This window comes from Pseudoxanthomonas sp. (assembly GCF_027498035.1).
Lineage (GTDB): Bacteria > Pseudomonadota > Gammaproteobacteria > Xanthomonadales > Xanthomonadaceae > Pseudoxanthomonas_A.
The window spans coordinates 1,305,586-1,330,390 of sequence record NZ_CP114978.1; the positions used below are offsets into that span (position 1 = coordinate 1,305,586).

Sequence of the window (24,805 nt, forward strand, 5' to 3'; positions counted from 1 at the left end):
TGTGAAGATGAACACCGGTGCACACCGCCACATTGCTAGAATCCGCGCCTTCGACCGCCGGAACTCACCTCAGATGACGCAGCTGCGCCACGCCCGTACACCTACCCTGCTTGCCCTGGCGCTGCTTGTCGCGCTGGGCAGCGGCGATGCCCTTGCCGCCACCAAGAAGAAGAAAGCGCCGGCCAAGAAGGCCCCGGCGGTCAGCGCCGAATGCACCAACTTCTACAACGCCGCCAACGCCGACTGGCTCAAGGCCAACCCGCTGCCGGCCGGCGTGGGCGCGATCTCCGCCCTGGGCGCGATGCGCGACTACAACCTGCAGCAGCAGAAGGTGCTGCTGGACGGCGCCATGCAGTCGCCGCAGGGCAACGTGCAGAAGCTGCTGGGCGACTTCTGGGCCAGCGGCCTGGATGAAGCCGCGGTGGAAGCCGACGGCGCCAGGCCGATCGCGCCGCTGCTGGGCCGCATCGACGGCATCAAGAAGGCCAAAGACATTCCCGCAGCCATCGCTGCCCTGCACCAGGTCGGCATCCCGGTGGCGTTCAACTTCAGCCCGGACGTGGACCTGCAGGCCCTGGACCGCCACATCGGCTACTTCATGCAGGGCGGCCTGGGCCTGCCCGACCCGGCCTATTACACCCGCACCGATGCCGAGACCCGCGAACTGCTGGGCCGCTATCGCGCCTATGTGAAGCAGATCCTGGCCCTGACCGGTACGCCGGCCAATCAGCTCGACGCGCAGTCGGCGCTGGTGATCGACCTGGAAACCCGCCTGGCGTCCGCCTCGCGTCCGTTGGAGCAGCTGGCCAACCCGTTCAGCAACTACAAGCCGCTGGCAATCAAGGACCTGAAAAAGCAGTACCGCAACCTGCAGCTGGATGAGTTCCTCACCGCGCAGGGCGTGAAGGACGACACCGTCTCGCTGGCCGACCCGGCGCTGTTCGCGCAGGTCGACAGCCTGGTCAAGAGCCTCTCGCCGGACGAGTGGAAGGCCTACCTGCGCTGGCGCGTGGGCGATGCCATGGCGCCTTACCTGGCCAAGTCCTGGCGCGAGGCCTCATACAACTTCCGTGGCCGCGTGCTGGAAGGCAAGCAGGACCCGGACCCGCGCTGGGTCGAGGTGCTTGCCGCCATCAATACCGCCGCCGGCCCGATGCTCGGCCGCGAGTACACCGCCCGCTACCTGTCCAAGGACACCCGCGACCAGGCCGAAACCATCGCCACCGGCGTGCGCGATGCGCTGGGCCGTGCGCTGGAGCGCAACGCCTGGATGAGCAACGACGCCAAGGCCGAAGCCAAGGCCAAGCTGGCCAAGCTGGACATCGAGATCGGCGCGCCCAAGCGCGACCTGGACTACACGGTGCAGCCGATGGGCCGCGGCAGCTTCGGCGGCAACATGCTGATCGCCAGCACCTGGCGCCATCGCGAGGAAATGAAGCGCATCGGCAAGGGCAATGCCGAGCGTCGCTGGAACGTGCTGCCGCAGCAGCCGGCACTGGCCTACGACCTGGCCCAGAACCGCCTGATCGTCACCGCCGCGGTGCTGCAGCCGCCGGTGTTCGACGCCAAGCGCGACCTGTCGGCGCTGTACGGCTCGTTCGGCGCGCTGGTCGGCCACGAGCTGACCCGCGGCTTCGACGCCAAGGGCCGCATGATCGATGCCGCCGGCCAGCTGCACGACTGGTGGACCCCCGCCGATGCCAGCGCCTGGAACGCGCTGGGCGCGCGCGTGACCAGCCAATACAACGGCTACACCTATCCCGGCCTGACCGCGACCAACGTCAACGGCGCCTTGACCCGCGATGAAAATCTGGCTGACCTGTCTGGCGTCGAGCTGGCGTGGGATGCCTATATCAATGCCCAGGTCGCCCCGAACACCGGCGCCAAGCAGACCTTCTTCCGCAGCTGGTCGCAACTGTGGGCCCAGCAGGTCGCCCCGCAGGAAGCCACCGTGCGCCAGGCCACCGATTCGCATGCCCCGGGCCCGATCCGCAGCAACGCACCGTTGCAGGAGCAGCCGGCGTTCGGCAGCAGCTTCGAGTGCAAGGCCGGCAGCCCGATGGTCCGTCCGGAAGCCGACCAGATCGGCATCTGGCGCTGAGTCGACCCCAGCGCTGAGGTGGAAACGAAGAACGCGGCCTTGAGGGCCGCGTTCTTCGTTTGGGAGTCTGCAGGTGTTTCCGTGGTCTTTCGCGTTACTTCACCACACGGAAGGTCGCCGTACTGCGCTTGGAACCATTGCCGCCGCGTCCACCACGCCCGTTGTTGCCGCGCTTGAACGGCGGCTGCCCACGCCAGTAGCGGATCAGCAGCCAGCCGAACAGCATGCCGCCCAGGTGGACGAAGTGCGCCACGCCCGGCTGCCGGCCGGTGTAGGCGAAGAACAGCTCGGCCACGCCGTAGATGATCACCAGCGTGCGCGCCTTGATCTCCATCGGGATGGGAAACACGATCATGCGCTGGTTCGGGAACAGCATCCCGTAGCCCAGCAGCAGCGCGAACACCGCGCCCGACGCGCCCAGCACCGGATTCGGGAACTGCCCCTGCGACAGCAGGAAGGTGCCGACGATCACCTGCAGCACGTTCGCACCGACCAGGCTCACCAGGTAATAGGTCGCGAAGCGGCGCGAACCCCAGACCGCTTCCAGCGGCGAGCCAAACATCCACAGCGCCAGCATGTTGAAGAAGATGTGGCCAAAGTTCGCATGCATGAAGCCGGCAGTGAGCAGCTGCCAGGGCAGGAAGCCCGCGCCCGGCATTACCTCGCCGGCACCGATCGGCCACAGCAGCATGCGCGCGGTGACCGCGTCGGGCAGCACCATCTGCAGCAGGAATACCACCACGTTGGCAATCAGCAAGGCCTGGGTGGCCGGCTGCAATCGGGGAAACATCAGGGAAACCTCATGCGTGGGGAAGCGCGCTGCATGATACGTGCGGGCGACTGAGTGGCTGTACAAGAGCGGGCTTACGCTCCTGATAGGAGCGGGCCCGCGGCCGCGAGTGCCTGGCCGGCAAGACCCCATCGCGGCCATGGGCCGCTCCTAAGACGACGCCAGAAGTGGCGATGAGATCAACCGCACGGCGGGCGCCGCAGCACCAGCTCAGCCCGGTCCCCAGATCTGCTCGTCGACCGATGCCGCCGCCTTCTGCCCGATCACCTTGCCCTTCACCACCTTCACCCCTTCGGCGCGCAGTCGCTGGCTCTGTTCGCGATAGCCCTTTGAGCCTTCCGGAAAGGCGATCTGGCCGCTGGACAGCAGGATGCGATACCACGGCAGATCGGGTGACCCGTACTTGCGCAGCACCTGCGCCACCAGCCGCGCCCTGCCCGGCAGGCCCGCGCGGCGTGCGATCTCGCCGTAACCGGCGACCTGCCCGGCCGGGACCGCGCGGATGGCCTTGAGGATGGCTTGGGCGCGGGATTCGGGGGTGGAGAGGTCGGTGGCCATGGGGTGGATTCTAGGCTGCGTTTGTTTTGCTGTTGCCACGGGGTCTTCGGTCGTTTGTGTATCGCCAGAGCTAAAGCACAGGCAAAGGCTTTCGTGCGGCTTCGCCACCCGAGCTACTTTTGTCTCGGCAAAAGGTAGCCAAAACCGCCAGCGCCTCTTTGGCCGATTCCGTCTGCGGTGCTCGGCTCGCTTTACGGCTCGGGAGAATCAAGCGCGAACGGCCAGAGCGAAGTCCAGATCCAAAGCGACAGCGACAGCGACAGCGACAGCGACAGCGACAGCGACAGCGACAGCGACAGCGACAGCGACAGCGACAGCGACAGCGACAGCGACAGCGACGAGCATCGCGCGGAAACCTTTCAGATCGTCGTTCCCGCGAAAGCGGGAACCCAGGGACGTTGCTTGCTCATAGGAAGAGCCGACCTTTACCGCCACGGCTTGTACCAGATGAATCAAAGTCCCTGGATTCCCGCTTTCGCGGGAATGACGACTTAAGGATGACTGCAAGAGGTTTGGCTACAGGCGTACCAGGCTACGCAGCGCAGCGCGGCTCTTTTCTTCGGATCAGATGTGCGCTTATCCGATGAGTGTTGCTGTTGCGCTTTTTTTATCGCGCTTGTCGTTTTCGCTCTTTTTCTGCTTTTTTATTTGCTGTTGCTGTTGCTGTTGCTGTTGCTCAGATTTTGATCTTCAGCGCCTTCAAAGCGAGCCGAGCACCGCAGGCGGAAATGGCCGAAGAGGCGCGGATGTCTGAGCGCAGCGAGTTCCGCGCCGTGCCGTTTCCGGCGAGGAGCACAGGGCACCGATGCACAGCATCGGCGAGCGTCCGGCGCCAGCGGTTTTGGCTACTTTTTCCAAGACAAAAGTAGCTCGTGTGGCGAAGCCGCGCGAAAGCCTTTGCTTGTGACTTGTGACTTGTGACTTGCGTCCATCATCAAAACAGGCACATACACCCCCCAAAAACAAAAACGGGAAGCACCCAGTGCTTCCCGCTTCAGCTACACAATGAAAACAGGCCTTAGGCCCATCCCACCATCTGCAATCCCTTCAACATCCCCCACGCAATCGCACCCGCGGCAGGAATGGTCAGAATCCACGCCCACACGATGCGTTCGATCACGCTGAATTTCAGCGCCTTGGGGTTCTTCGCATAGCCCACGCCCATGATCGCAGTGGAGATGCTGTGGGTGGTCGAGACCGGCATGCCGAAGTGCGCGGCCGTGGTCAGGATCGTGGCCGAACTGACTTCCGCAGCGAAGCCGTGGATCGGGTGCAGCTTGACCATCTTGTGGCCCAGGGTCTTGATGATCTTCATCCCGCCCGATGCCGTACCGGCCGCCATCACCACCGCACAGGTCAGCACGATCCACAGGGCCACGTCGGCCTCGGTCGCCGCCGGGTTCGGGTGCAGGAAGGCCAGCCACGGCGGCAGGTCGTTCAGCGCGCCGGCGTGCTGGGCGCCCATCAGGGTCAGGGCGATGATGCCCATGGTCTTCTGCGCATCGTTGTGCCCGTGCGCGTAGCCCATGTAGGCGGCCGAGGCGATCTGCGCCTTGCCGAAGAACGCGTTGACCCAGCGCGGGCGCGCCAGCCGGTGCAGGATGCCGCCGGCGCGGGACATGCCGGCAATGATGGCCCACAACAGCAGCATCACCGCCACGCCCAGCACGAAACCGGCGATTGGCGAGGTGATCATCGGCACGACGACCTTCCACAGCAGGCCCTTGTTCTTGGCCCAGTTGCCCACGCTTTCCGACCAGATCAGCGCAGCCCAGTCGTTGTGGGCCGCCGCCAGTGCCGCGCCGCACAGGCCACCGATCAAGGCATGGCTGGACGAGGACGGCAGGCCCTTCCACCAGGTGATCAGGTTCCAGACGATCCCGCCCAGCAGCGCGCACAGGATCACCTGCGAGCTGGCGGCAACCACGTCGGTGTTGATGATGCCGGTGGCGATGGTCGCCGCCACGGCGGTGCCGGTGAGCGCGCCGATCAGGTTGGTCACCGCCGCCAGCGCCACGGCCCAGCCCGGCGCCAGCACCTTGGTGGCCACCACCGTGGCGATGGAATTGGCGGTGTCGTGGAAGCCGTTGATGAACTCGAACACGAGCGCGGCCAGGATCACCACAATCACTAGTGTCAGCATTGCACGCGCCCCCTTGAGTCAAGGGGGCTGTTTCGACGCGTAGCGTCGAAACGGGGGATATGGGAAGCGAGCCTGAGAGCAGCGGCAACACCGCTGCTCTTGGTCCCGAAGCCGGACAACATGCAGGTCAGCAGCATGGGAATCAGGAGTTCTTCAGGACGATCTGGTAGACCACCGCGCCGGCTTCCTGGCAACGGTCGATCGCTTTCTCCAGGATCTCGAAGAACTCCTTCAGCAGGAACATCTGCAGGCTGTCCAGGCGGCCGGAGTAGATGTCGCGGTACAGCTCCAGCATCAGCCGGTCGGCTTCGTTCTCCAGCGCGCGCAGCTTTTCGTACAGCGCGGTGACGTTGTCCAGGTTCATCTTGGGCAGCGCGGTGACCATTTCCTGGACCACGCCGGCGGCCTGTTCCAGCATCGCCGCACGCGGGGCGAAATCGATGTGTTCCAGGTGGGCCACGGCCAGCGAGTAGCGGTCGGCGAACTTCTCCACCTGCTTGGGGATCTTGTGCAGGGCCGAGCCCAGCGCCTCGATGTCCTCGCGCTCGATCGGGGTCATGAAGCTGTCCACCAGCGCCTGACCGATCTTGTCCGAAGCCTGACGCTCGCGCTGGCGGGCCAGCTTGAAGGCATCCAGCGCCGGCTGCCGGTTGGACTCCTTCATCATGGCGTGCAGCGCCTTGGTGCTTTCGTGGGCGGCGTCGGCGGCTTCGTCGAGCAAGGTATAGAACTGCTGGCCGGAGCCGAAGATGGTCTGCAGGGAAAACATGCGTGGGCGCATCCACCGTCGCGGGAGGGACGGCAATCAGGGGCGAATTATGACGGTTTCATGTCCTTTCGACGCAACCCGGGTGTCCCGGACCGTCGCCAATCGCTTGATTCGGCACGGTTCACCCGCATTGCAGGGATTCGCCACACCTTTGCTAGACTGCCCTCCGCGCCCTGCGAAGGGCGCACCCTATGGAAGACGACCCCACGCCCCCTGCCGCGACCGCGGCCATTCGCCGGACACGCTCCGCCTCTTCACCTGATCGGAAGGGCGCACCGTGCTCGAGCTGCTGATCGTCTGTTTCCTCATTGTCCTCAACGCCTTCTTCGCCCTGTCGGAGATGTCGCTGATGACCTCGCGCAAGCTGCGACTCAAGCAGATGGCGCAGGAAAGCCGCGGCGCACGCGTGGCCCTGGCCCTGGCCGAGCATCCCGACAACCTGTTGTCCACCGTGCAGATCGGCATCAACCTGATCGGCATCCTGGGCGGCGTATTCGGTGGCGACGCGATCGGCGCGATCATCGCCGGCTGGCTGAACGGCTGGTTCCCCGGCATCGAGCAGTACGCCACCAAGATCGGCGTGGCCACCGCGGTGACCCTGATCACCGCCGGCTACGTGATCTTCGGCGAACTCATCCCCAAGCGCCTGGCCCTGACCAACCCGGAAAAGATCGCCGCGGTGGTGGCCATCCCGGTGGACTGGCTGCTGCGCTTCGCTCGCCCCGTCGTCTTCGTGCTGGGTGCGATCAACCGCGCCGTGCTGCGCCTGCTGGGGATCAAGGATGACGCGCGCAATGCGGTGACAGAAGAGGAAATCCGCATGCTGGTGAGCGAAAGCCACGAGCAGGGCGTGATCGACGACGACGAACGCAACATGGTCAACCGGGTGCTGCGCCTGGGCGACCGCACCGCCGACAGCCTGATGACCCCGCGCAAGCGCATCGTCTGGCTGGACGTGGCCGCACCCTACGCGGAAAACCTGGAAACCATGCGCGAGTCACAGTATTCGCGCTTCCCGGTGTACCGCGAGAACGACCAGGATGTGGTCGGCATCCTCGAGGTCAAATCGCTGCTGGACCGCATCGCCGACCATTCGCCGGAGCTGTTCACCGAGCTGCGCGAACCGCTGTTCGTGTCCGAATCCACCCACGCGATGAAGCTGCTGGAAATCCTGCGCGAAGAACAGCAGTCGCTGGCCCTGGTGGTGGACGAATACGGCGAGATCCAGGGCATGGTCACCCTGAGCGACCTGATGAACGCCGTGGTCGGCCGCCATCACCAGCTCACCGAGAACATCGACCCCAAGGCACTGGTGGTGACCCGCGACGATGGTTCACTGCTGGTCGATGGCTCGCTGTCCAACGACGACCTGCGCGAGGTCCTGGGTGGCGTGCCCCTGCCAGACCAGGAGGAACACGACTACAACACCGCCGCGGGCATGGTGATCGAACACTTCGGCCGCATCCCGCACGTAGGCGAACACTTCGACTGGGCCGGCTGGCGCATCGAGGTGGTGGACCTGGACGGTGCGCGCGTGGACAAGCTGCTGCTGCAGAAACTGGCTGGCGATGACGATGACGACATCGTCGGCTGATCCGCAGGATCCCCGCGACGGCGCGGAATCCACACGCAGCCTGCTGGATGACATGGCCCGCGGCGATCCGGCCGAGCGCCTGCGCCTGGTCGACCTGCTGGCCGACCTGCAACAGAGCGCCTTCGGCATGCTGTTGTTCATCGGCGTGCTGCCCTCCTTCATCCCGATCCCTGGCGTGGCCGGCGGCATCAGCGGGCCGCTGGTGATGCTGGTCGGCGCGCAGCTGCTGCTGGGCCTGCGCAAGCCATGGCTGCCGCGCTTCATCGCCATCCGCGGACCGGCCCGGCATTCGGTGGTGCGCTTCCGCGACGTGCTGGCCAAGCCGCTGCGCTGGCTGGAAAAAGTCGTGCGCCCGCGCTGGCCGGCGATGCTGGACAGCCGCCTGGCCAGCGCGTTCACCGGCCTGCTGCTGTTGCTGCTGGGCGTGCTGCTGGCGCTGCCGATCCCGTTCACCAACTACCTGTTCGGCCTGTTGCTGCTGGTCTACGTGTTCGCGTTGCTGGAGCGCGACGGCATGCTGCTGCTGGGCGCCTGGATCCTGGGGATCGTCGCGATCGTGGTGTTCGGCGTGTCGCTGAAGGAACTGGCCCAGGTGGCCCTGCATTCGGTCGACAAGCTGTTCTGAGCGAAGCGGTGCCTTCCTGTAGGGCGGGTCTCGACCCGCCCTACGTCAGCAGCTGGACGAACTCGCTTTCGTTGAGCGGATAGCCCAGCCAGAAGCCCTGCGCCAAGTCGCAGCCGCGCTCGCGCAGCAGGTCGAACTGGCCCTGCTTCTCCACGCCCTCGGCCACCACCGAGATGCCCAGCGAATGGGCCATGGCGATGATCGCGGTGGTCAACGCCAGGTCGTCCGGATTGCGTTGCAGGTCGGCGATGAAGCTGCGGTCGATCTTGACCCCGTCCACCGGCACGCGGCGCAGGTGGCTCAGGCCGGAGAACCCGGTGCCGAAATCGTCCAGCCATACCTTGACCCCCGCCCGGTGCAGCTTGGCCAGCATGGCGCTGGCATGGGCCTCGTCGCCGATCACCGCCGTTTCGGTCAGTTCAATGTGCAACCGGCCCGCCGCCATGCCGGTATCGCGCAGCGCGTCGGCCACCAGTTCGGGCAGGTCGCCGCTGCGCAACTGGCGCGGGGACACGTTGACCGACAGGAATGGCGCAACCAGTTCACCCTCCACCACGTTCCAACGGGAAGCCGCGGCACACGCCGCACGCAACACGCGCGGGCCGATCTGTTCGATCAGGCCACTCTGTTCGGCGACCTCGATGAACACCGTGGGTGAAATCGCGCCCATCTCCGGATGCTGCCAGCGCAGCAGCGCCTCGGCGCCGACGACGCGATTGTCGGAAAGCCGATAGATGGGCTGGTAGAGCAGGCTCATCTCGTCGCGGTCCCAGGCGCCACGCAGCTCCGCCTCCAGGCGTACCCGGCGCACGACCGCCTGGTCCATCGCGCGGCTGTAGAAGCGATAGCAGTTCTTGCCGGCGACCTTGGCCTGGTACATGGCCATGTCACCGGTTCTTCATCAGCCCCGTGGCGCCGCTGGCGTCTTCCGGGAACAGGGTGATACCGATCGAGGTCCCCAGGAACACCTGGCGCCCCTGCACCGTCAGCGGCTGTCCCAGCAGGCGCACCATCTCCTCGGCCAGGGCCTCGGCCGCGGCGCGGACATCGCCGTCCTGGATCAGGATCACGAACTCGTCGCCGCCGAAACGCGACACCAGCGCGTCATCACCGCCCAGGCGCTGGACCGCATCGCGGATGCGTGCAGCGAAATGCAGCAACACCTCGTCGCCGGCTTCATGGCCCAGCGAATCGTTGACGCGTTTGAAATCGTCGATGTCGGCGAACAGCAACGCCAGTTCACGGCCGGCGCCGCGCACCTGCTTCATCCGGTGGTCCAGGCTCTCGCGGAACGCAAACCGGTTGGTCAGGCCGGTCAGCGCGTCGGTGTAGGCCATGCGCCGCACATCGCGGTCATGCCGCGAGATGCTGTCGCTCATCTCGGAAAACGCCCGCACCAGTTCGCCGACCTCATCCTGGCGATTGCTGGCCTGGCGCGGCACGTCGTAATCGCCCACGCCGATGGCCCGTGCCGACTGGGCCAGCGCGCGGATCGGCCGCACCAGCCAGCGCTGCGCGTACCAGACCATGCCCGCCCCCACCAGCAGCAGCGTCCCCAGCAACGCGGCGATCCAGCCGATATGGTGGCGACCCAGCACCTCCAGGCGCTCGCGCAGCAGCGCTGCGGCCTGGGCCTCGCTGGTCCGCGCATTGGCCAGGGAATAGCCCACTCGCACCCCGCCCAGGCGGGCATTGCCCAGCTCCACCACCTGCGCCACTTCCACGGTGCTGTCGGTCCACTGGGTCAGCCTGTCCTGGCTGGCCAGCACGCGCGCGGCCAGCGGGTCGCGCATCGGCTGCCCGTAGGAAGCCATGTCCCAGGAGCCGTCGTTGACCATCTTCCCTTCGTTGTCATAGACCAGCACGTAGGCCACGTCGGGCTGGCGGCTGGCTTCACGGACCATGGCGCCAATGGCGTCCAGGTCCGAGTAATACATGGGATTGGCCAGCGAATCGGCCAACTGCTGGGCCATCGCCGCGCCACGCCGGGTCAGGCCTTCGGCCGCCATGGCGTGCACGGCCTGTCGGCCGAGCCGGTCCACTTCGACCTGCATCGCGCGCTGGCGCTGCAGCAGCACGCCCATCAGCGCCAGCACCATGACCAGGGTCAAGCCCATCACCAGCGCCAGCTGCGCCTGTAGTCCGAAACGCCGGCTGGACTTCATTCGATCTGCTCGCGCACGCGCGCCCCGGCTTCGCGCACCCGGTCGAGCCCCTGCAGCGACGCTGCGTCCAGCTGCAGGAACCGGGTGGTGCCGAAGAAGCGTTTCATCGCCGCTGCGGCCTGAGGGTCCTGGGCCGCGTCCAGCAGCACCTGGCGCAGGCGTTCGCGCACCTCCGGGGCCAGGCCCGGCCGCACCATTTCCAGCGCGCGCGGGTAGTCAGGCGTCTGCGCCAGCACGCGCATGTGGCTGCGGAACGACCCGGGCATGCGCCGTGGATCCTGCCAGTCCAGGTTGCTCAGGGCACCGGCATCGACCATGCCCTTGTCGACCCACGCCGCGATGTTCAGCTCGGACCGGGCGAACACGTAACCGACAGAATCCTTGTCCGGCCGGTCCTGCGGCGAGAGCAGGATCTCCATCGGCAGTCCCGCCGCCAGCATCGTCGCGGCGGGCATCACGTAGGCACTGGTCGAACCCACGCCCTGCAGCGCCACCGCTTTGCCGCGCAGGTCCGCGACCGAGATGATGCCCGAATCGGCACGGGTGAACAGGATCGTGTGGTAGATGCTGGCGCCGCCGCGCTCGGTCAACAGCAGCGGCTGGGCACCGGAGCGACGCTGCAGTTCCACGCCGGTGCCGGACGTCTCGGTTACCCAGTCCACGCGGCCACGGCGCAGGTAGCTGCTCATCTGCCGGGCATCGCGCGCCATCAGGATGCGGCCGCTGGTGATGCCGACATCGGCCATATGTGCCACCACGTAATCCAGCAGCGGCTTGAGCTGGACGTAATGCGCCTTGGGATCGTCGCTGATGCGGCCCAGCACCAGCACGTGCGGATCATCATCGCCCGGGACCGGTGCGGCATGGAGCGGCGCAACCGACAGGACGAACACCAGCAGGACGCCGACGAGCCAGTTGCGCAACACGGGAAATCCGCTGGAAAGACGCGCCAGCCTAGCCGAAATATTTACGGTCCGACAATCTTGTCCGCACCGCCATCATGGGCCAGGCGCGCCATGCGCTGGGTATCGGCCAGGATGCCGCGCAGCAGGCGCACTTCCTTCTCATCCATCTCGGTCCGCAGGAATAACCGGCGCAGCTTGCGCATGGCTGACTCCGGCGCGCGGCCCTTGTGGAAGTCGATCTGGTCCAGCGTCTCGGCCAGCTGCAGGAACATGCCTTCCAGCTGGGCGTGGGTGGCCGGCGCCACGCGCGGCTCGCCTGCGTCGTCGTGACCAGTGGGTTGCGCTGTCTTCAGCGCCAGGCGCGTTTCGTAGGCCAGCACCTGCACCGCAGCCGCCAGGTTGAGCGAGCTGTAATCGGGATTCGCGTCGATATGGACGGCGGCATGACACAGCTGCAGTTCTTCGTTGGTCAGGCCGGTGCGCTCGCGACCGAACAACAGTGCCACCGGGCCTTCGCCAGCCACCTGGGCCAACCGGGCCGCGGCCTGGCGCGGGCTGTGCTCTTCCAGCTGGACGCGGCGGCTGCGGGCGGTACAGCCCAGCACCAGCTGGCAATCGGCCACGGCGGCGGCGACGTCATCGGTGACGATGGCATCGGCCAGCAGGTCGTCGGCACCGGCAGCGCGGCGGAAAGCCTCGTCGTGCGGGTATTTCTCGGGCTGCACCAGCACCAGCTGGGCCAGGCCCATGGTCTTGAGCGCGCGCGCGGCGGCGCCGATGTTGCCCGGGTGCTGGGTGCCCACCAGGACGAAGCGGATGCGGGCGGCGGCAGAGGTATTGAAGGAATCCATGGCGCGGATTCTAGGCGGTTGCGTGTGCCAAGGCACCGCACGGCTTGGACGAAGTCCGGTTCCGGCACCGGCATGTGCCCCATCCGTACACCTCCGGACAGCCGCCATTTCAGGCCAGGTGGCCGTCGATGGTAGAATCTCCGGTCCGGCCGCCGCGCCGGGATGCTCTTTCCATCTGCCGCGTTCCACACGTATCGCCTGACCGAGGTCGTTTTGCATGCTTAATCCCGTCGTCACCGTCATGACCAAGGCCGCGCGCATCGGGGGCAATGTCCTGCTTCGCAGCATCAACAAGCTCGACGCCCTGAACGTGATCCAGAAGGACCGCATGGATTACGCCAGCGAAGTGGACGCCGACGCCGAGAAGGCGATCATCAAGGAACTGCGCCGCGCCTACCCTGAGTACGGCGTCGTCGGCGAGGAAGGCGGCATCATTCCCGGCAAGAACGGCCGCTACCACTGGGTCATCGACCCGCTGGATGGCACCAGCAACTACCTGCACGGCTTTGGCCACTACTGCGTGTCGATCGCGCTGGTGGACAACGGCGAGCCGACCGACGCGGTGATCTTCGACCCGTTGCGCAACGAGCTGTTCACCGCCAGTCGCGGCGCCGGCGCCCAGCTCAACGAGCGCAAGATCCGCGTGTCCGACCGCAAGGAACTGACCGGCGCGATGATCCACACCGGCTTCCCGCCGCGTGAACGTGCCCGCGTCGGCGCGCAGCTGGAGTGCGTGCGCGAGCTGCTCAACCACGCCGAGGACATCCGCCGCACCGGTTCGGCCGCGCTCGACCTGGCCTACGTGGCCTGCGGCCGCGCCGACGCCTACTTCGAGGCCGGCGTGAAGGATTGGGATATCGCCGCCGGCGTGCTGCTGGTCCGCGAAGCCGGCGGCAAGGTCTGCGACTTCAAGGGCGCCACCACCGGCCGCATGGATGGCGTCGGCCCGGAAACCCGCCAGTTGATCGCCGGCAACCTGCGGGTGGCCGATGCGCTGCAGAAGACGGTGTCGGCATCGGGGTATGCAGCGGCGTTCGACGCGTTCCGCGGCTGATCGGAGCGATTCACCGACATCGTTGAATGCCATTGCACAAAGCCCCGACCATCGGGGCTTTGTAGTTCATGCCGGGCATCGACTGCAGGGCTCTACGACTGACCTGCTTGCAAAACAGCGCGCAGGACCACGTGGGCGACATCCGTTCACGGCCGTGCGCCCGGCCCTGCGCTCAGGTCGACGGATCTGCCACGACCACCTTGCCGAACCGCCCACCAGCCTCGACCAGTTGATGCGCCTGCCGCAAGGACGCTGCGTTGAAGGGCGTCAGTGTCGTTGCAAGCGTGGTCCGCAGCACGCCCAGGTCGATCAACTGGCTGACCTCCTCAAGAATCCGATGCTGGACCACCAGGTCGGCGGTCTGCAGCATCGGTCGGGTGAACACCATTTCCCAATGCAGCGACAGGCTCTTGGCCTTGAGCGAGATCGCATCGAACACGTCGTGGTCATCGATGACGCCCAGCTTTCCGTGAGGCTGCATCAGCTCAACCACGTTTTGCAGATGCTGCGCGGTATGGGTCAGCGACGCGACGTGCGTGACCGAAGCCCCAAGCGCGCGGACCTGCGCCGCCAGCGGCTGGCGGTGATCGAGCACCTCATGCGCCCCCAATGACCGGCACCACGCAGCGCCCTCCGGGCGTGAGGCCGTGGCGATGACGGTCAGCGACGTCAGCCGGCGTGCAAGCTGGATCAGCATGGAGCCAACGCCGCCAGCGCCACCGACGATGAGCAGGCAGCTCGTTGCATGCGCGCTGGCCTCCTGGCGCGGTACGGCAAGCCGTTCGAACAGCAGTTGCCATGCCGTCAGCGCCGCCAGCGGCACGGCCGCTGCCTGGGCGAAATCCAGGCTGCGCGGCTTGGTCCCGACGATGCGCGCGTCCACAAGCTGCAATTCGGCATTACTGCCCGCCAGGTGGAAGGAGCCGGCATAAAACACCTCGTCACCATGCCTGAACTGCGTGACCTCGGATCCCACCGACTCAACGACGCCACTGGCATCCCAGCCCAGCACATCGACCGCCTGTGGCACCGCCACCAGGCCCCTGCGCACCTTGGTATCCAGCGGATTGACCGACACCGCCCGCACACGCACCAGCAGCTCATGCGGCCCCGGCGTGGGGACGTCGCGCTCCACCTCGTACAACGCCAGGGGGTCACTGGCTGCGCTGCCTTTCCGATATGCAATGGCTTTCATTGAACGACTCTGTTCCAGGGAGTCGAAAAGGTTAGCCACCGTCCGCATTGGCAAAAAGGCGGGTAATTTCCTCTTTATCATGACCTGCATGTCATGAATCGCGGTGCGTATGAACTCCCTCAATGGTGTGCTGCTGTTCGTCCACGTCGCAGAAGCGGGCAGCTTCGTCGGCGCCTCCCGGCTGTCGGGCATCTCCGCCTCGGCGGTCAGCAAGAGCATGGCGCGCCTGGAACAGCGCCTCTCGGCCAGACTCTTCCATCGCAGCACGCGCAGCGTCTCGTTGACCCCGGAGGGACAGCTGTATCTCCAGACCTGCCGGCAGGTCCTGCGCGACCTGCAGTCAGTCGAAAGCAAGCTGGCGCTGTCCATCGAGCATCCACAAGGGCGCTTGAAGATCAGCCTGCCCATGGTCGGCGGCTTCCTGTTACCGGCGCTGTCCGACTTCAGTGCCCGTTACCCCGAGGTGGCGCTGGATCTGGACTTCAGCGACCGCCTGGTGGATGTGATCGCCGAAGGTTTCGATGTCGTCGTACGCACCGGCCCGCTCCGCGACTCAAGGCTGAGCGCCCGCCCGCTGCTCGAGTTCGGCACATGCATTGTCGGGTCACCGGCCTATTTCCAGCGCAAGGGCATCCCCGGACACCCGCTCGCGCTGGTGCAGCACGATTGCCTGCACTACCGCTTCCCGCACTCGGGCAAGACCGAACGCTGGCGCCTGGGCCCCGAAGGCCAGTTCGACGCACTCGGCCTGCCCGACACCATGATCTGCAACAGCCTGGAGGCGCGCATCCATTACGCCCGACAGGGGCGCGGCATCGCCTGGGTGCCGGATTTCTCCGTCGCCGCCGCGCTGGACGATGGCAGCCTGGTGAGTGTGCTGGAGGATTTCGTCCACCATCGCGACACGTTCTCGATGGTCTGGCCGTCCGGTGCGCAGGTTGCGCCCAGGCTCCGCGCGTTCATCGACTTCATGGGCGCGGCCATGGCAGGCAACGCCAGCGGCCAGCGTCAGCCCACGCCCAATCCAGGAATCGCCACGATCGCCTCGGGGTCGAATCCGGCGATCCGCGCGAAATCCTTGCCACGCTCCACGTAATCGCGATACATGCCAAAACTCGGTGCCCCCGGCGACATCAACACCACGCCCTGCCCGCCCAGCATTTGCTGCGCGATGTGCATCGCGCCGGCCAGATCCGGTGCGGCAGCAAGCTGGAATTGCCCGGCGCCCATCACACCTTCCAGCAAGGCGTGAATCCGCGGCCCATTGCCCCCCATCGTGACGATGCCCAGCGGCGCGTGTTCGCCCATGGCATCGGCGAAGTCGTGCCAGTCCAGGCCACGATCATGCCCACCGACCAGCAGCGCAATGCGCTGGCCGGCGAAACATTCCAGCGCCGCCAGCGTGGCATGCGGGGTGGTGCTGATCGAGTCGTTGACGTAGGTCAGCCCGTCGCGCATGCCGATGGTCTGCAGGCGATTGGGCAGCGGCTGGAAGCTCACCGCAGCCGGAGCCAGTGCCGCGGCGTCGTAACCCAGCGCTTCGATCGCCGCCAGCACCGCGCACAGGTTGCCGCGATTGTGCCGCCCCGGCAGCGGCACGGTACGGGTGTCGAACACCTCGGTATCGCCGCGAAACAGCACATCGCCACGCAGATGCCAGCCATCGGCATGGTTGAACCAGACAATGCGGCTGTGCGGCAGCTGCAGCTTCGACAACACCGGGTCGGCCGCATTGAGGACGGCGATGCGCGGATGTGCCTCGGTCACCAGTGCCAGCTTGTCTTCGATGTAGCGCTGCTGGCTGCCGTGCCAGTCCAGGTGCTCGGGGAAGATGTTCAACACCACCGCCACCTCCGGCGGCACGCCACCGTCGGCCACCGCACGGGTCTGGTAGCTGGACAGCTCGATCGCCCATAGCTCCGGCGAAGGCTGCGGGTCCATCACTTCCAGCAGCGGCAGGCCGATGTTGCCGGCCAGCGCGGTGCGATGCCCGCCCGCCCGCAGCAGGTGTGCAAGCAAGGCGGTGGTGGTGCTTTTTCCCTTGGTGCCGGTCACGCACACGGTGCGCGCGTCCGGATGCTCGCCGAACCACAGCGCGGTGCCGCCCAGCAGTCGCGCACCCGCGGCCTGCGCTTCCAGCGCCTCGGGCGAATACGGACTGATACCGGGCGACTTGATGATTACATCGAAGCTACCCAGCCCCGCGCCGGTGATCTGTGTATCGGTGTGCAGCAGCGGATCGCCGAGCGCGGCGGCCTGCCCCGCTTCTGCCTCACTGCAGAACAAGGTCAGCGGCAGCGACGGCAGCCGGCTGCGCAGTAGCGCGTGCGCGGCGCGACCTTCACGGCCCCAGCCCCACAGCGCGACCCGCCGGCCTTCAAGCTGCGAAATTCGCACGCAGCGGTTCCCACAACGCAGCCGGGATGCGGTGCTCGCCTTCGGGCTGCAGCAGCGCGGGAATCTGCAGTTCGGCCGCATCCAGCTGCGGCGCGATCTCGCGGTTGAAGCGCGCGACCAGCGCGTCCTCGCGCCATTCCGGACGCTGGCCCAGCGTGGCCATGGCCGCACGCGATTCGCGGCCTTCGCCGACGCATTCGAACGGCTTGTGGTCCTGGTATTCCAGCAACGCGTCGAAGCCGCCGGTCTGCGCGGTATCGTCCAGCAGGTTGCGGCCGAAGATGTTCAGCAGCCGTGGCTTGGGCATGAACGGCGCCAGCGCCAGGAACACGAAATGGCACTTCGGGCACACGCCGCACCAGCGATTCACCGGGCGCTCGCCCAGGATGTGGAAGTTGCGGTTGCAGCTGGAGAAATGCGCGTCGTAATGGTCGTTCTTGGCGAACTGACGGGCCACGGCCAACTCGGAGAACGGCCGCAGCAGCGAGTAGTACTGCAGGTCGGCCGCGACATGGCGCTGGACGTGCGCACCAAACAGCGACTCGAACGCCCAGCCCTTGGACCACTGGTGGTTCACCTCGCCGGTGCCGGCGATCATGCTGCCGACGCTGGCCGAACGCTCGTTGGAGAACACCACCTGGTCCACGCCACGCAGCAGCGCGGCCAGTACCAGGATCGCCGAGTTGATCGCGGTCACCGGGATATGCCCGTTCCACGCGCCCTGGCGATTGAACTCGAACAGCTCCGGCGCAATCGCACGGCCGATGTTGAGCGTCGGCAGGCCGGTGCGTGATGCGCACGCGGCGATCAGCTGCGAACCACCGATCCAGCTCACGGTCTGGGCGATGCCGGCACCGCGCAGGGCTTCGATGGAGACCAACGAATCCTTGCCACCGCCGATGGCGACCAGCGCATGCGAGGCCAGCCCCAGCGCGGGCGCGGTGGCTTCGTCGGCCGCGCCGCTGGCGGGGAAACGGATACGCCCGTGCAGGTCCAGCCCATTGCGATAGGCGAACTCGCCCAGGCCATGGGTGTAGATGTCTTCCATCAGCGCGGCGGTGTCGGCATCGATGGGGTCGCCTTCGATCACCACCTCCGGCGGCACCGCGGCCTTGTAATAGCTCACGCCAGCAATCAGGTGCAGCAGGCGCAGCGCACGCTGCACCGCCTGCCCAGGCGCGCCCTCCAGATTGAACGGCGCACCGGGGAAGCTGACCGTCTCGATCAACTGCGGGCCGTCATCGAAGGCGTACACCAGGCGCGCCACACCGGTGGCCGCATCCAGCGAACAATCAACGAAGCGGAACGCCTTGACGGCATCACGCTGGAACTTCACTTCAGACATCCAGGACCTCTTCCTTCGGCAGTCCGCGCAGGTTGTAGTGGCTGGCCATCACGTAGCCATAGGCGCCCGCGTCGGCGACCAGCATGACATCGCCCGGCGCGGTCGACGCCGGCAGCGGACGCCGGTGGCCCAGCACGTCGCTGGATTCGCAGATGGGGCCGACAATGTCGAACGGCGCATCGGCGGCCAGTTCCAGCTTCGACAGGTTCACCACGTCATGCCAGGCGTCGTACAACGCCGGGCGGGCCAGGGTGTGCATACCGGCATCCAGGCCCACGCGGGTGATGCCCTGCTTGGCCACCACCTGGGTGGCGAAGGTCAGCAGCACGCCGGCTTCGGCCACCATGTAGCGGCCCGGCTCGATGGCCAGGCGGAAGCCCGGATACGCCGCCTTGATCTCGGCCAGCCCCGCACCCCAAGCGACCAGGTCGAACGGCTCGTCATCGGCCGTGTAGGGAATCGGCAGGCCGCCACCGATGTCGATCACCTCCACCGTGCCGATCTGCTCGGCGATGCCGCCCAGTTCGTCGCAGACCTGCTTCCAGTGCTGGGCGGTGTCCACGCCGCTACCCAGGTGGGCATGCAGGCCGACGATGCGCACGTTGGTCGCCGCGGCCAGCGCGATGAACTCAGCGACGCGTTCGAACGGGAAACCGAACTTGGAGTCCTTGCCACCGGTGCGCACCTTGGCGTGGTGGCCATCGCCACGCCCCAGGTCCACGCGCAACCAGAGGCTGCGGCCATCGAACACCTGAGGCCACTGCTGCAGCAGTTCGACATTGTCCACGGTCACGGTCACGCCCAGGCCGAACGCCTCGGCGTATTCGGTGTGCGGGGCGAAGCTGGGCGTGAACAGCACCCGCGCCGGCGACAGATCCGGCAGCACCTCGAAGATGCGGCGCAGTTCGCCCAGCGACACGCATTCCAGGCCGAAGCCTTCTTCCACCACCGCCTTCAGGATGGCTGGATGGGTATTGGCCTTGACCGCGTAATAGCGCTGGTCGATGGCGGTGATCGCGTTGAGCGCCCTGGCCCGCGCGCGCACCGTCGGCAGGTGATAGACGTAGGCCGGCGTGGAGGCCTCGGCGATGGCGAGCAGGCGCTCGCGCTGGCTGCGCCACCACGGGGTTTCGCGTGGACGGATGGTGCCGGCGATCTCGCGCCAGCGTGGGCCGAACACGCTGGTTTCTTCCACTGGCATGGCGCCACTGTCGATCAGCTCGCCGTGCAGGATCGGCAGCAGGCCGTCGGCATCGGATTCGTCGATGACGAAGGTCAGGTTCAAGTCGTTGGACGACTGGCTGATCAGGTGCACGCGCTCCTTGCCGAAGGTCGCCCACACATCCGACAGCTTGTGCAGCAGCGAGCGCATGCCGCGACCGACCAGGGTGATGGCCGCGCACGGCGCGATCACCTTGACCCGGCAGATCTCGGCCAGGTCGGACGACAGCGCGGCCAGCACGTCGGTGCTGACCAGGTTCTCGGACGGGTCCAGCGACACGGTGACGTTGGTCTCCGACGAACCGATCAGGTCCACCGACAGGCCGTGCTTCCTGAAACGGTCGAACACATCGGCCAGGAAGCCGACCTGCTGCCACATGCCGATGCCTTCCATCGACACCAGCACGATGCCGTTGCGGCGGCTGATCGCCTTGACGCCCGGCACGGTCAGCGCATTGCCGTCGATGCTGGTGCCCGGCAGCTCGGGGCGCTCGGTATCCAGGATCGCCATCGGCACGCCGGCATCGCGGCACGGCTTGATCGAACGCGGATGCAGCACCTTGGCGCCGGTAGTGGCGATTTCCTGCGCTTCGAAATAATCCAGGCGCGTGAGCAGGCGCGCGTCGGGTACTTCCTTCGGATTGGCGCTGAACATGCCAGGTACGTCGGTCCAGATTTCCACGCGCTGCGCTTTCAGCAGCGCGCCGAAGTACGCGGCGGAAGTATCCGAACCGCCGCGCCCCAGGACCGCGGTGCCGCCGTCGCCGTGGCGGGCGATGAAGCCCTGGCTGATCAGCAGGCGCGTGGGCTGGGCACGGAAACGCGCGCGCCAGTCGTCGCTGCCGCGCGGATCGCACGACACCGACAGGCGCTGCGCCCAGGCGCTCTGGTTGGGGATGGCCATCGCGTCGAGCCAGGCGCGCGCGTCGCACCAGCCGATGTCCAGGCCGTTGGCGGCCAGGTAACCGGCGCCGATGGTCGAAGACAGCAGTTCGCCCTGGCCCAGCACTTCGGCCTGCCAGTCCAGCGTGCGGCTGGCCGCGCGCGGATCGCTGGCCAGCGCGCGCAACGCGGCCAGGCGTTCGCCCAGCACCGCGTCGGCATCCAGTTCCAGCTCAGCCAGGAATTCGCGATGGCGCAGCTCCAGCGCGGCCACCCGCGCGGCGGTGTCCGCCGCGCCATCGGCGATGGCGGTCAATTCATTGGTGACCCCCGACAACGCAGAGACGACCACCAGCACACGCGCGTCGTTTTCTTCCGCCCGTTTCTTCGCCAGCCTGCCGATGGTGTCCCAGCGATGACGACGCGACACCGAGGTGCCGCCGAACTTGAGCACGATCCAACGATCGTTCGGGGGGGAAGCTGACATGGGGTCTGGGGGGTCTACGATTGGGGAGGAAAAACCCGATCACACGGGCGGAACCGCCGATTCTAAAGGAACCGCCTCCCAAGGACCCGCTCCCCGCATGACACAGCGCCGCTATCTGCAACTGGACGTCTTCGCCCACTCGCCCGGCGCCGGCAATCCGCTGGGCGTGATCGCCGACAGCCAGGGACTGGACACCGGGGACATGCAGGCACTGGCTGCATGGCTGAACCTGCCCGAGACGATTTTCTTCCTGCCACCGCAGGCGGGTGCCGACTATCACGTGCGGATCTTCACCCCGGGCTGCGAACTGCCCTTCGCCGGGCATCCCAGCGTCGGTGCGGCCTGGGCAGCCTTGTCGCTGGGGCTGGCCTCCGCGCAGGACGACAGGCTGGTGCAGCAGTGCGCAGCCGGCCTACTACCGGTGCGGATCGCGCGCGATGGCGATGGCCGCATCAGTCCGCACGTTCGCGCCCCACGTGCAAAGCCGCTGGCCACCACGCCGTCGCAGCATGCGCTGCTGGGACAAGCGATCAGCCGCTGGCCGCAGGCGATCCGCGCCCCGGCACTCTGGAACAACGGCCCCAGCTGGTGGCTGGTGGAACTGGCCGATACCGCCAGTGTGCGTACCCTGCAGCCGGATTTTGCCGCCATCGCAACACTGTCGCGGGCCAGCCAGGCGACCGGGCTGGCCGTCTTCGCACGCCATGAAGGCAGCGAACACGACCTGGCAGTACGCGCCTTCTGTCCAGCCGATGCCCCCTCGACACCGGAAGACCCGGTCACCGGCAGCGCCAACGCCTGCATCGCCGCGCTGCTGCACGCTGTCGATGCCCTGCCCGGCAGCAACGGCCGCTATCTCGCCAGCCAGGGGCGCGAGCTGGGCCGCGATGGCGTGGTGCAGGTACGGGTAGACGACCAGGGCGAAGTCTGGATCGGCGGCCTGGTGCAACCGGTGATCCAGGGCCAGGTCAGCTGGTGAGCGCACGGTGGCGCCCATCCGCGCTGCTACCCTGCACACCCTTCCGCCTTCCCGCTTGTCCGCCATGACCACCCGCCGCTTCCTACAGGTCGATGTGTTTTCACCGCGCCCCGGCTGCGGCAACCCGCTGGCGGTGGTGCTGGACGCACAGGGCCTGGACGATGCGGCGATGCAGGCCATCGCCCGCTGGACCAAGCTGCCGGAAACCACGTTCGTCTTCCCGTCCGGCGACGACAACGCCAGTTACGGCATCCGCATGTTCGCCCCGCAGAAGGAAGTGCCGTTCGCCGGCCATCCCAGCGTCGGCACCGCCCATGCCGTGCTGGCGGCTGGCGTGGCGCAGGCGCGCGACGGGGTGCTGGTCCAGGACGGCATCGCCGGCCAACTGCCGCTGCAGGTGGAGCTGATCGATGGACATCCAGCGCATTGCGATCCGCGTGCCGCGCGCGCAGGTGGCCGAAGTGGTGCAGGCCACGGATCCCCGCCTGGCCCCGGCCATCGCTGGCTGGGCACTGGGCACGCTGCCACCGGCGCTGATGGATGGCGGGCGCAAATGGTGGGTGGTCGAACTTGCCGACGAAACCAACCTGCGCGCCCTGCAGCCCGACTGGAACGCCATCACCACGTTGGCCGAAGCCACCGGCGCGATGGGCGTGTTCGCTTACGCACGTGTCAGTGGCAACGCCGCCTACCAGCTGGCCGTGCGCGCCTTCGTCGGCAACGGCCGCCAGTTCGAGGATGCGGCCTCCGGCGCGGCCAACGCCGTGCTCGCCGCCTGGCTGGACAGTCGCGATGCGTTGCCCGGCCAGGACGGTCGCTATGTGGCCAGCCAGGGCCGCGAAGTGGGCTTCGATGCCCTGCTGGAGCTGCGCATCGACGCCCAGGGCGAGGTCTGGTCCGGCGGCCAGGTCCAGACCGTGGTCAGCGGCACCCTGGACTGGTGAAAGCGCACGCGGAAGGCTTTCGTGCCGCCCCCAGCTGTACCGACACCCGGCCTGCATCGCCACGCTGACGCGATTTGGCCGACAATACGTGGCGCGCGGCGTCTCCATGATGGGCCGTCCAACGCGCGCTTCACTGCCCCACATTGGCCCAGCGGCCAGGATGACCGGCAACATGAGTGAAAACACGCGCAAGGCCACTGGCACGATCGAGCGGGCGCTCGATGTCCTGGAGGCCATTGGCACCTCGCCCAAGGGCGTGACGTTCGCGGAAATCGCCCAGCAGGTCCAACTGCCGCGCACCACCGCCTACCGCATGCTGAGCGGGCTGATCGAACGCAACCTGGTGCGTCGCGAATCGACCCGCCGCGCCTATCGCCTGGGCTTCGGCGCACTGCAGCTGAGCCGCGAGTCGCACCCGGCGCCGGCGCTGGTGGTCGCAGCCAACATCGAACTCAACTACCTGCGCGCCATCACCGGCGAGACCACCTGCCTGTGGGTGCGCGATGGCCTGGAAGTCATCGCGCTCGAACGCACCCAGGGCGCGCACCGCTCGCAGGGCGACACGCACGTCGGCCAGGGCCGGCTGTTGCACGTCACTGCCGCCGGCAAGGTGCTGCTCGCCGCGATGCGCACCGGCGAGCGCAACCCACTGCTCGCACGCCTGCCGATGACCCCGTTCACGCCCAACAGCGCCACCAGCCGCGAGCAGGTCGGCGCGATGATCGCCGCGGTCAAGGTGCAGGGTTACGCGATCGACGACGAGGAAAGCCGCCTGGGCGCGCGTTGCGTGGCCGCGGTGATCCGTGACATGCAGGGCGTGGTGCGCGGCGCGCTGAGCCTGTCCGGTGCAACCGAACGCTTTACACCCGAACGCATGGCGCAGTTCGGCACCGAACTGACCGAGGCCGCCCAGCGCATCGGCGAACGCCTGGCCGGCACGGTCGAAGTCACCCATGACGACCAGGTCCAGCGCATCGCCGGGCCTGCCGCCACAGGCGGCGACTTCGCCAGCTGGTCCACCGCGCGCGGCTGCTGGTACTGGATCGACACCGCCACGGCCACCCTGCATTGCGCGCAGGACACCGAAGACCGCGTCTTGATCGCGCTGGACGTGATCGCCCGCAGCCTGCATGCCACGCCCAACGGGCTGGAAGTGGTGCACGACGACGGCATCCTGCGCCTGGATTTCGACGGCAAGGCCGTGCAGCGGCCGTTGGAGCGTCGTGGCGGCACCGCGCCCCTCGCCGCCTGCGTGCAGCCCGATGGTCGCGAATGGCAGGTCACCCATGACCCGGCCGGCGGTTACCGCATTGCCACCTGGCTGCACACCGGCATCGCGGTGCCGGGCTGGCGCATCGACGACCGCATCGACGCGCTGTGCTGGAATCCGGATGGCACGCGCCTGTTCGCCGCCAGCGCCACCACCGGCACGCTCTATGAAATGCGCCAGGGCGATGCGCGCATCCGGCGCCTGGCCGTGGTGCCCAAGGCGTCCGGGCTGATCCGCGGCCTGGCCGCGGATGCGCAAGGCGATGTCTGGGTCGCGCTGTACGGCGGCTGGGCCGTGGCCCGCTTCTCCGCCGAGGGCGGGATGATGCAGGAAGTGGTCGGCCTGCCGGTGGCCTGGCCGACCAGCCTGGCTGTTGGCGGTCGCGATGGCCGCCAGCTGGCGATCACCACCAGCACCGGGCCCGATGCAACCGCCGCCGATGCCACTGGACAGGAACCAGGGGAAGCGACGCTCACGGGGCTGTATGTGTTGACCCGCCCGGCCGCGCCAGCCAAGTAATGCGCAGGGTC

At 67.1% G+C, this 24,805-nt stretch carries 19 protein-coding genes and 2 pseudogenes; 10 read left to right on the top strand and 11 right to left on the bottom strand.

Annotation, left to right across the window (positions count from 1 at the left end; genetic code table 11):
• The first annotated feature begins 73 nt into the window (after window positions 1-73).
• A complete protein-coding gene (locus tag O8I58_RS05670; RefSeq protein ID WP_298321419.1) occupies window positions 74-2,101 on the top strand; it encodes a M13 family metallopeptidase in 2,028 nt (675 codons plus the stop codon).
• 94 nt (window positions 2,102-2,195) lie between these two features.
• Here the strand turns inward: O8I58_RS05670 and O8I58_RS05675 are convergent, their stop codons facing one another.
• Together O8I58_RS05675 and O8I58_RS05680 are read right to left on the bottom strand one after the other, a co-directional pair.
• On the bottom strand, window positions 2,196-2,891 hold the full coding sequence (locus O8I58_RS05675) for a rhomboid family intramembrane serine protease (RefSeq protein WP_298321421.1): 696 nt from the start codon (window positions 2,889-2,891) through the stop codon (window positions 2,196-2,198).
• A gap of 210 nt (window positions 2,892-3,101) precedes the next feature.
• On the bottom strand, window positions 3,102-3,449 hold the full coding sequence (locus O8I58_RS05680) for an MGMT family protein (protein ID WP_298321423.1): 348 nt from the start codon (window positions 3,447-3,449) through the stop codon (window positions 3,102-3,104).
• Between the two features lie 177 nt (window positions 3,450-3,626).
• Between O8I58_RS05680 and O8I58_RS05685 the strand changes: the two genes are divergently transcribed.
• Window positions 3,627-3,944, top strand: coding sequence for a hypothetical protein (locus O8I58_RS05685; RefSeq protein WP_298321425.1), 318 nt, complete (start codon window positions 3,627-3,629; stop codon window positions 3,942-3,944).
• A gap of 95 nt (window positions 3,945-4,039) precedes the next feature.
• Entirely contained in the window at window positions 4,040-4,318 is a 279-nt protein-coding gene (locus tag O8I58_RS05690) for a hypothetical protein (RefSeq protein WP_298321426.1), read from the top strand.
• A 149-nt stretch (window positions 4,319-4,467) separates the two neighbouring features.
• Here O8I58_RS05690 and O8I58_RS05695 read toward each other — a convergent pair whose 3' ends face one another.
• Together O8I58_RS05695 and O8I58_RS05700 are read right to left on the bottom strand one after the other, a co-directional pair.
• A complete protein-coding gene (locus O8I58_RS05695; protein ID WP_298321427.1) occupies window positions 4,468-5,592 on the bottom strand; it encodes an inorganic phosphate transporter in 1,125 nt (374 codons plus the stop codon).
• Window positions 5,593-5,734: 142 nt separating this feature from the next.
• On the bottom strand, window positions 5,735-6,361 hold the full coding sequence (locus tag O8I58_RS05700; RefSeq protein ID WP_298321429.1) for a DUF47 domain-containing protein: 627 nt from the start codon (window positions 6,359-6,361) through the stop codon (window positions 5,735-5,737).
• A gap of 277 nt (window positions 6,362-6,638) precedes the next feature.
• Between O8I58_RS05700 and O8I58_RS05705 the strand changes: the two genes are divergently transcribed.
• Window positions 6,639-7,955 (top strand): hemolysin family protein, encoded by a 1,317-nt coding sequence (locus tag O8I58_RS05705; protein ID WP_298321431.1) that lies wholly within the window; start codon window positions 6,639-6,641, stop codon window positions 7,953-7,955.
• Window positions 7,936-8,580: an exopolysaccharide biosynthesis protein gene (locus O8I58_RS05710; RefSeq protein WP_298321433.1), complete on the top strand. Its 645-nt coding sequence runs from the start codon at window positions 7,936-7,938 to the stop codon at window positions 8,578-8,580. The genes O8I58_RS05705 and O8I58_RS05710 overlap by 20 nt, the downstream gene beginning before the upstream one ends.
• A 40-nt stretch (window positions 8,581-8,620) precedes the next feature.
• Here O8I58_RS05710 and O8I58_RS05715 read toward each other — a convergent pair.
• From O8I58_RS05715 to O8I58_RS05725, 3 genes and pseudogenes are all read right to left on the bottom strand, one after another.
• Window positions 8,621-10,745 (bottom strand): annotated as a pseudogene (locus tag O8I58_RS05715) (EAL domain-containing protein).
• Window positions 10,742-11,629 carry a phosphate/phosphite/phosphonate ABC transporter substrate-binding protein gene (locus O8I58_RS05720; protein WP_298322780.1) on the bottom strand — a complete coding sequence of 296 codons (888 nt, stop codon included), beginning with the start codon at window positions 11,627-11,629 and terminating at the stop codon, window positions 10,742-10,744. The pseudogene O8I58_RS05715 and the gene O8I58_RS05720 overlap by 4 nt, the downstream one beginning before the upstream one ends.
• An 83-nt stretch (window positions 11,630-11,712) precedes the next feature.
• Entirely contained in the window at window positions 11,713-12,501 is a 789-nt protein-coding gene (locus O8I58_RS05725; protein WP_298321435.1) for an RNA methyltransferase, read from the bottom strand.
• Between the two features lie 217 nt (window positions 12,502-12,718).
• Here O8I58_RS05725 and O8I58_RS05730 point away from each other — a divergent pair, with 217 nt between their 5' ends.
• Window positions 12,719-13,555, top strand: coding sequence for an inositol monophosphatase family protein (locus tag O8I58_RS05730; protein WP_298321437.1), 837 nt, complete (start codon window positions 12,719-12,721; stop codon window positions 13,553-13,555).
• 172 nt (window positions 13,556-13,727) lie between these two features.
• Here the strand turns inward: O8I58_RS05730 and O8I58_RS05735 are convergent, their stop codons facing one another.
• Entirely contained in the window at window positions 13,728-14,750 is a 1,023-nt protein-coding gene (locus tag O8I58_RS05735; RefSeq protein WP_298322783.1) for a zinc-binding alcohol dehydrogenase family protein, read from the bottom strand.
• A gap of 109 nt (window positions 14,751-14,859) precedes the next feature.
• Here O8I58_RS05735 and O8I58_RS05740 point away from each other — a divergent pair, with 109 nt between their 5' ends.
• Window positions 14,860-15,846, top strand: coding sequence for a LysR family transcriptional regulator (locus O8I58_RS05740; RefSeq protein ID WP_298321439.1), 987 nt, complete (start codon window positions 14,860-14,862; stop codon window positions 15,844-15,846).
• On the opposite strand, the gene murD is transcribed toward O8I58_RS05740, so the two are convergent.
• From murD to O8I58_RS05755, 3 genes are read right to left on the bottom strand one after another with little or no spacing between them, the layout of a single operon-like run.
• On the bottom strand, window positions 15,759-17,147 hold the full coding sequence (gene murD / locus O8I58_RS05745; RefSeq protein WP_298321441.1) for a UDP-N-acetylmuramoyl-L-alanine--D-glutamate ligase: 1,389 nt from the start codon (window positions 17,145-17,147) through the stop codon (window positions 15,759-15,761). The two genes, O8I58_RS05740 and murD, sit on opposite strands and share 88 nt — an antisense overlap.
• Window positions 17,128-18,492 (bottom strand): UDP-N-acetyl-alpha-D-muramoyl-L-alanyl-L-glutamate epimerase, encoded by a 1,365-nt coding sequence (murL, locus tag O8I58_RS05750; RefSeq protein ID WP_298321443.1) that lies wholly within the window; start codon window positions 18,490-18,492, stop codon window positions 17,128-17,130. Before murL ends, murD begins: the two co-directional genes overlap by 20 nt.
• On the bottom strand, window positions 18,485-21,082 hold the full coding sequence (locus O8I58_RS05755; protein ID WP_298321445.1) for a bifunctional aspartate kinase/diaminopimelate decarboxylase: 2,598 nt from the start codon (window positions 21,080-21,082) through the stop codon (window positions 18,485-18,487). Before O8I58_RS05755 ends, murL begins: the two co-directional genes overlap by 8 nt.
• 97 nt (window positions 21,083-21,179) lie before the next feature.
• On the opposite strand from O8I58_RS05755, the gene O8I58_RS05760 reads away from it, so the two are divergent.
• The 3 genes and pseudogenes from O8I58_RS05760 to O8I58_RS05770 all read left to right on the top strand — a co-directional run bounded on the left by O8I58_RS05760 (window position 21,180) and on the right by O8I58_RS05770 (window position 24,794).
• A complete protein-coding gene (locus O8I58_RS05760) occupies window positions 21,180-22,061 on the top strand; it encodes a PhzF family protein (protein ID WP_298321447.1) in 882 nt (293 codons plus the stop codon).
• Window positions 22,062-22,125: 64 nt separating this feature from the next.
• Window positions 22,126-23,005 (top strand): annotated as a pseudogene (locus O8I58_RS05765) (PhzF family phenazine biosynthesis protein).
• Between the two features lie 172 nt (window positions 23,006-23,177).
• Window positions 23,178-24,794 carry an IclR family transcriptional regulator domain-containing protein gene (locus O8I58_RS05770; RefSeq protein WP_298321449.1) on the top strand — a complete coding sequence of 539 codons (1,617 nt, stop codon included), beginning with the start codon at window positions 23,178-23,180 and terminating at the stop codon, window positions 24,792-24,794.
• The last annotated feature ends 11 nt before the right edge of the window (window positions 24,795-24,805 follow it).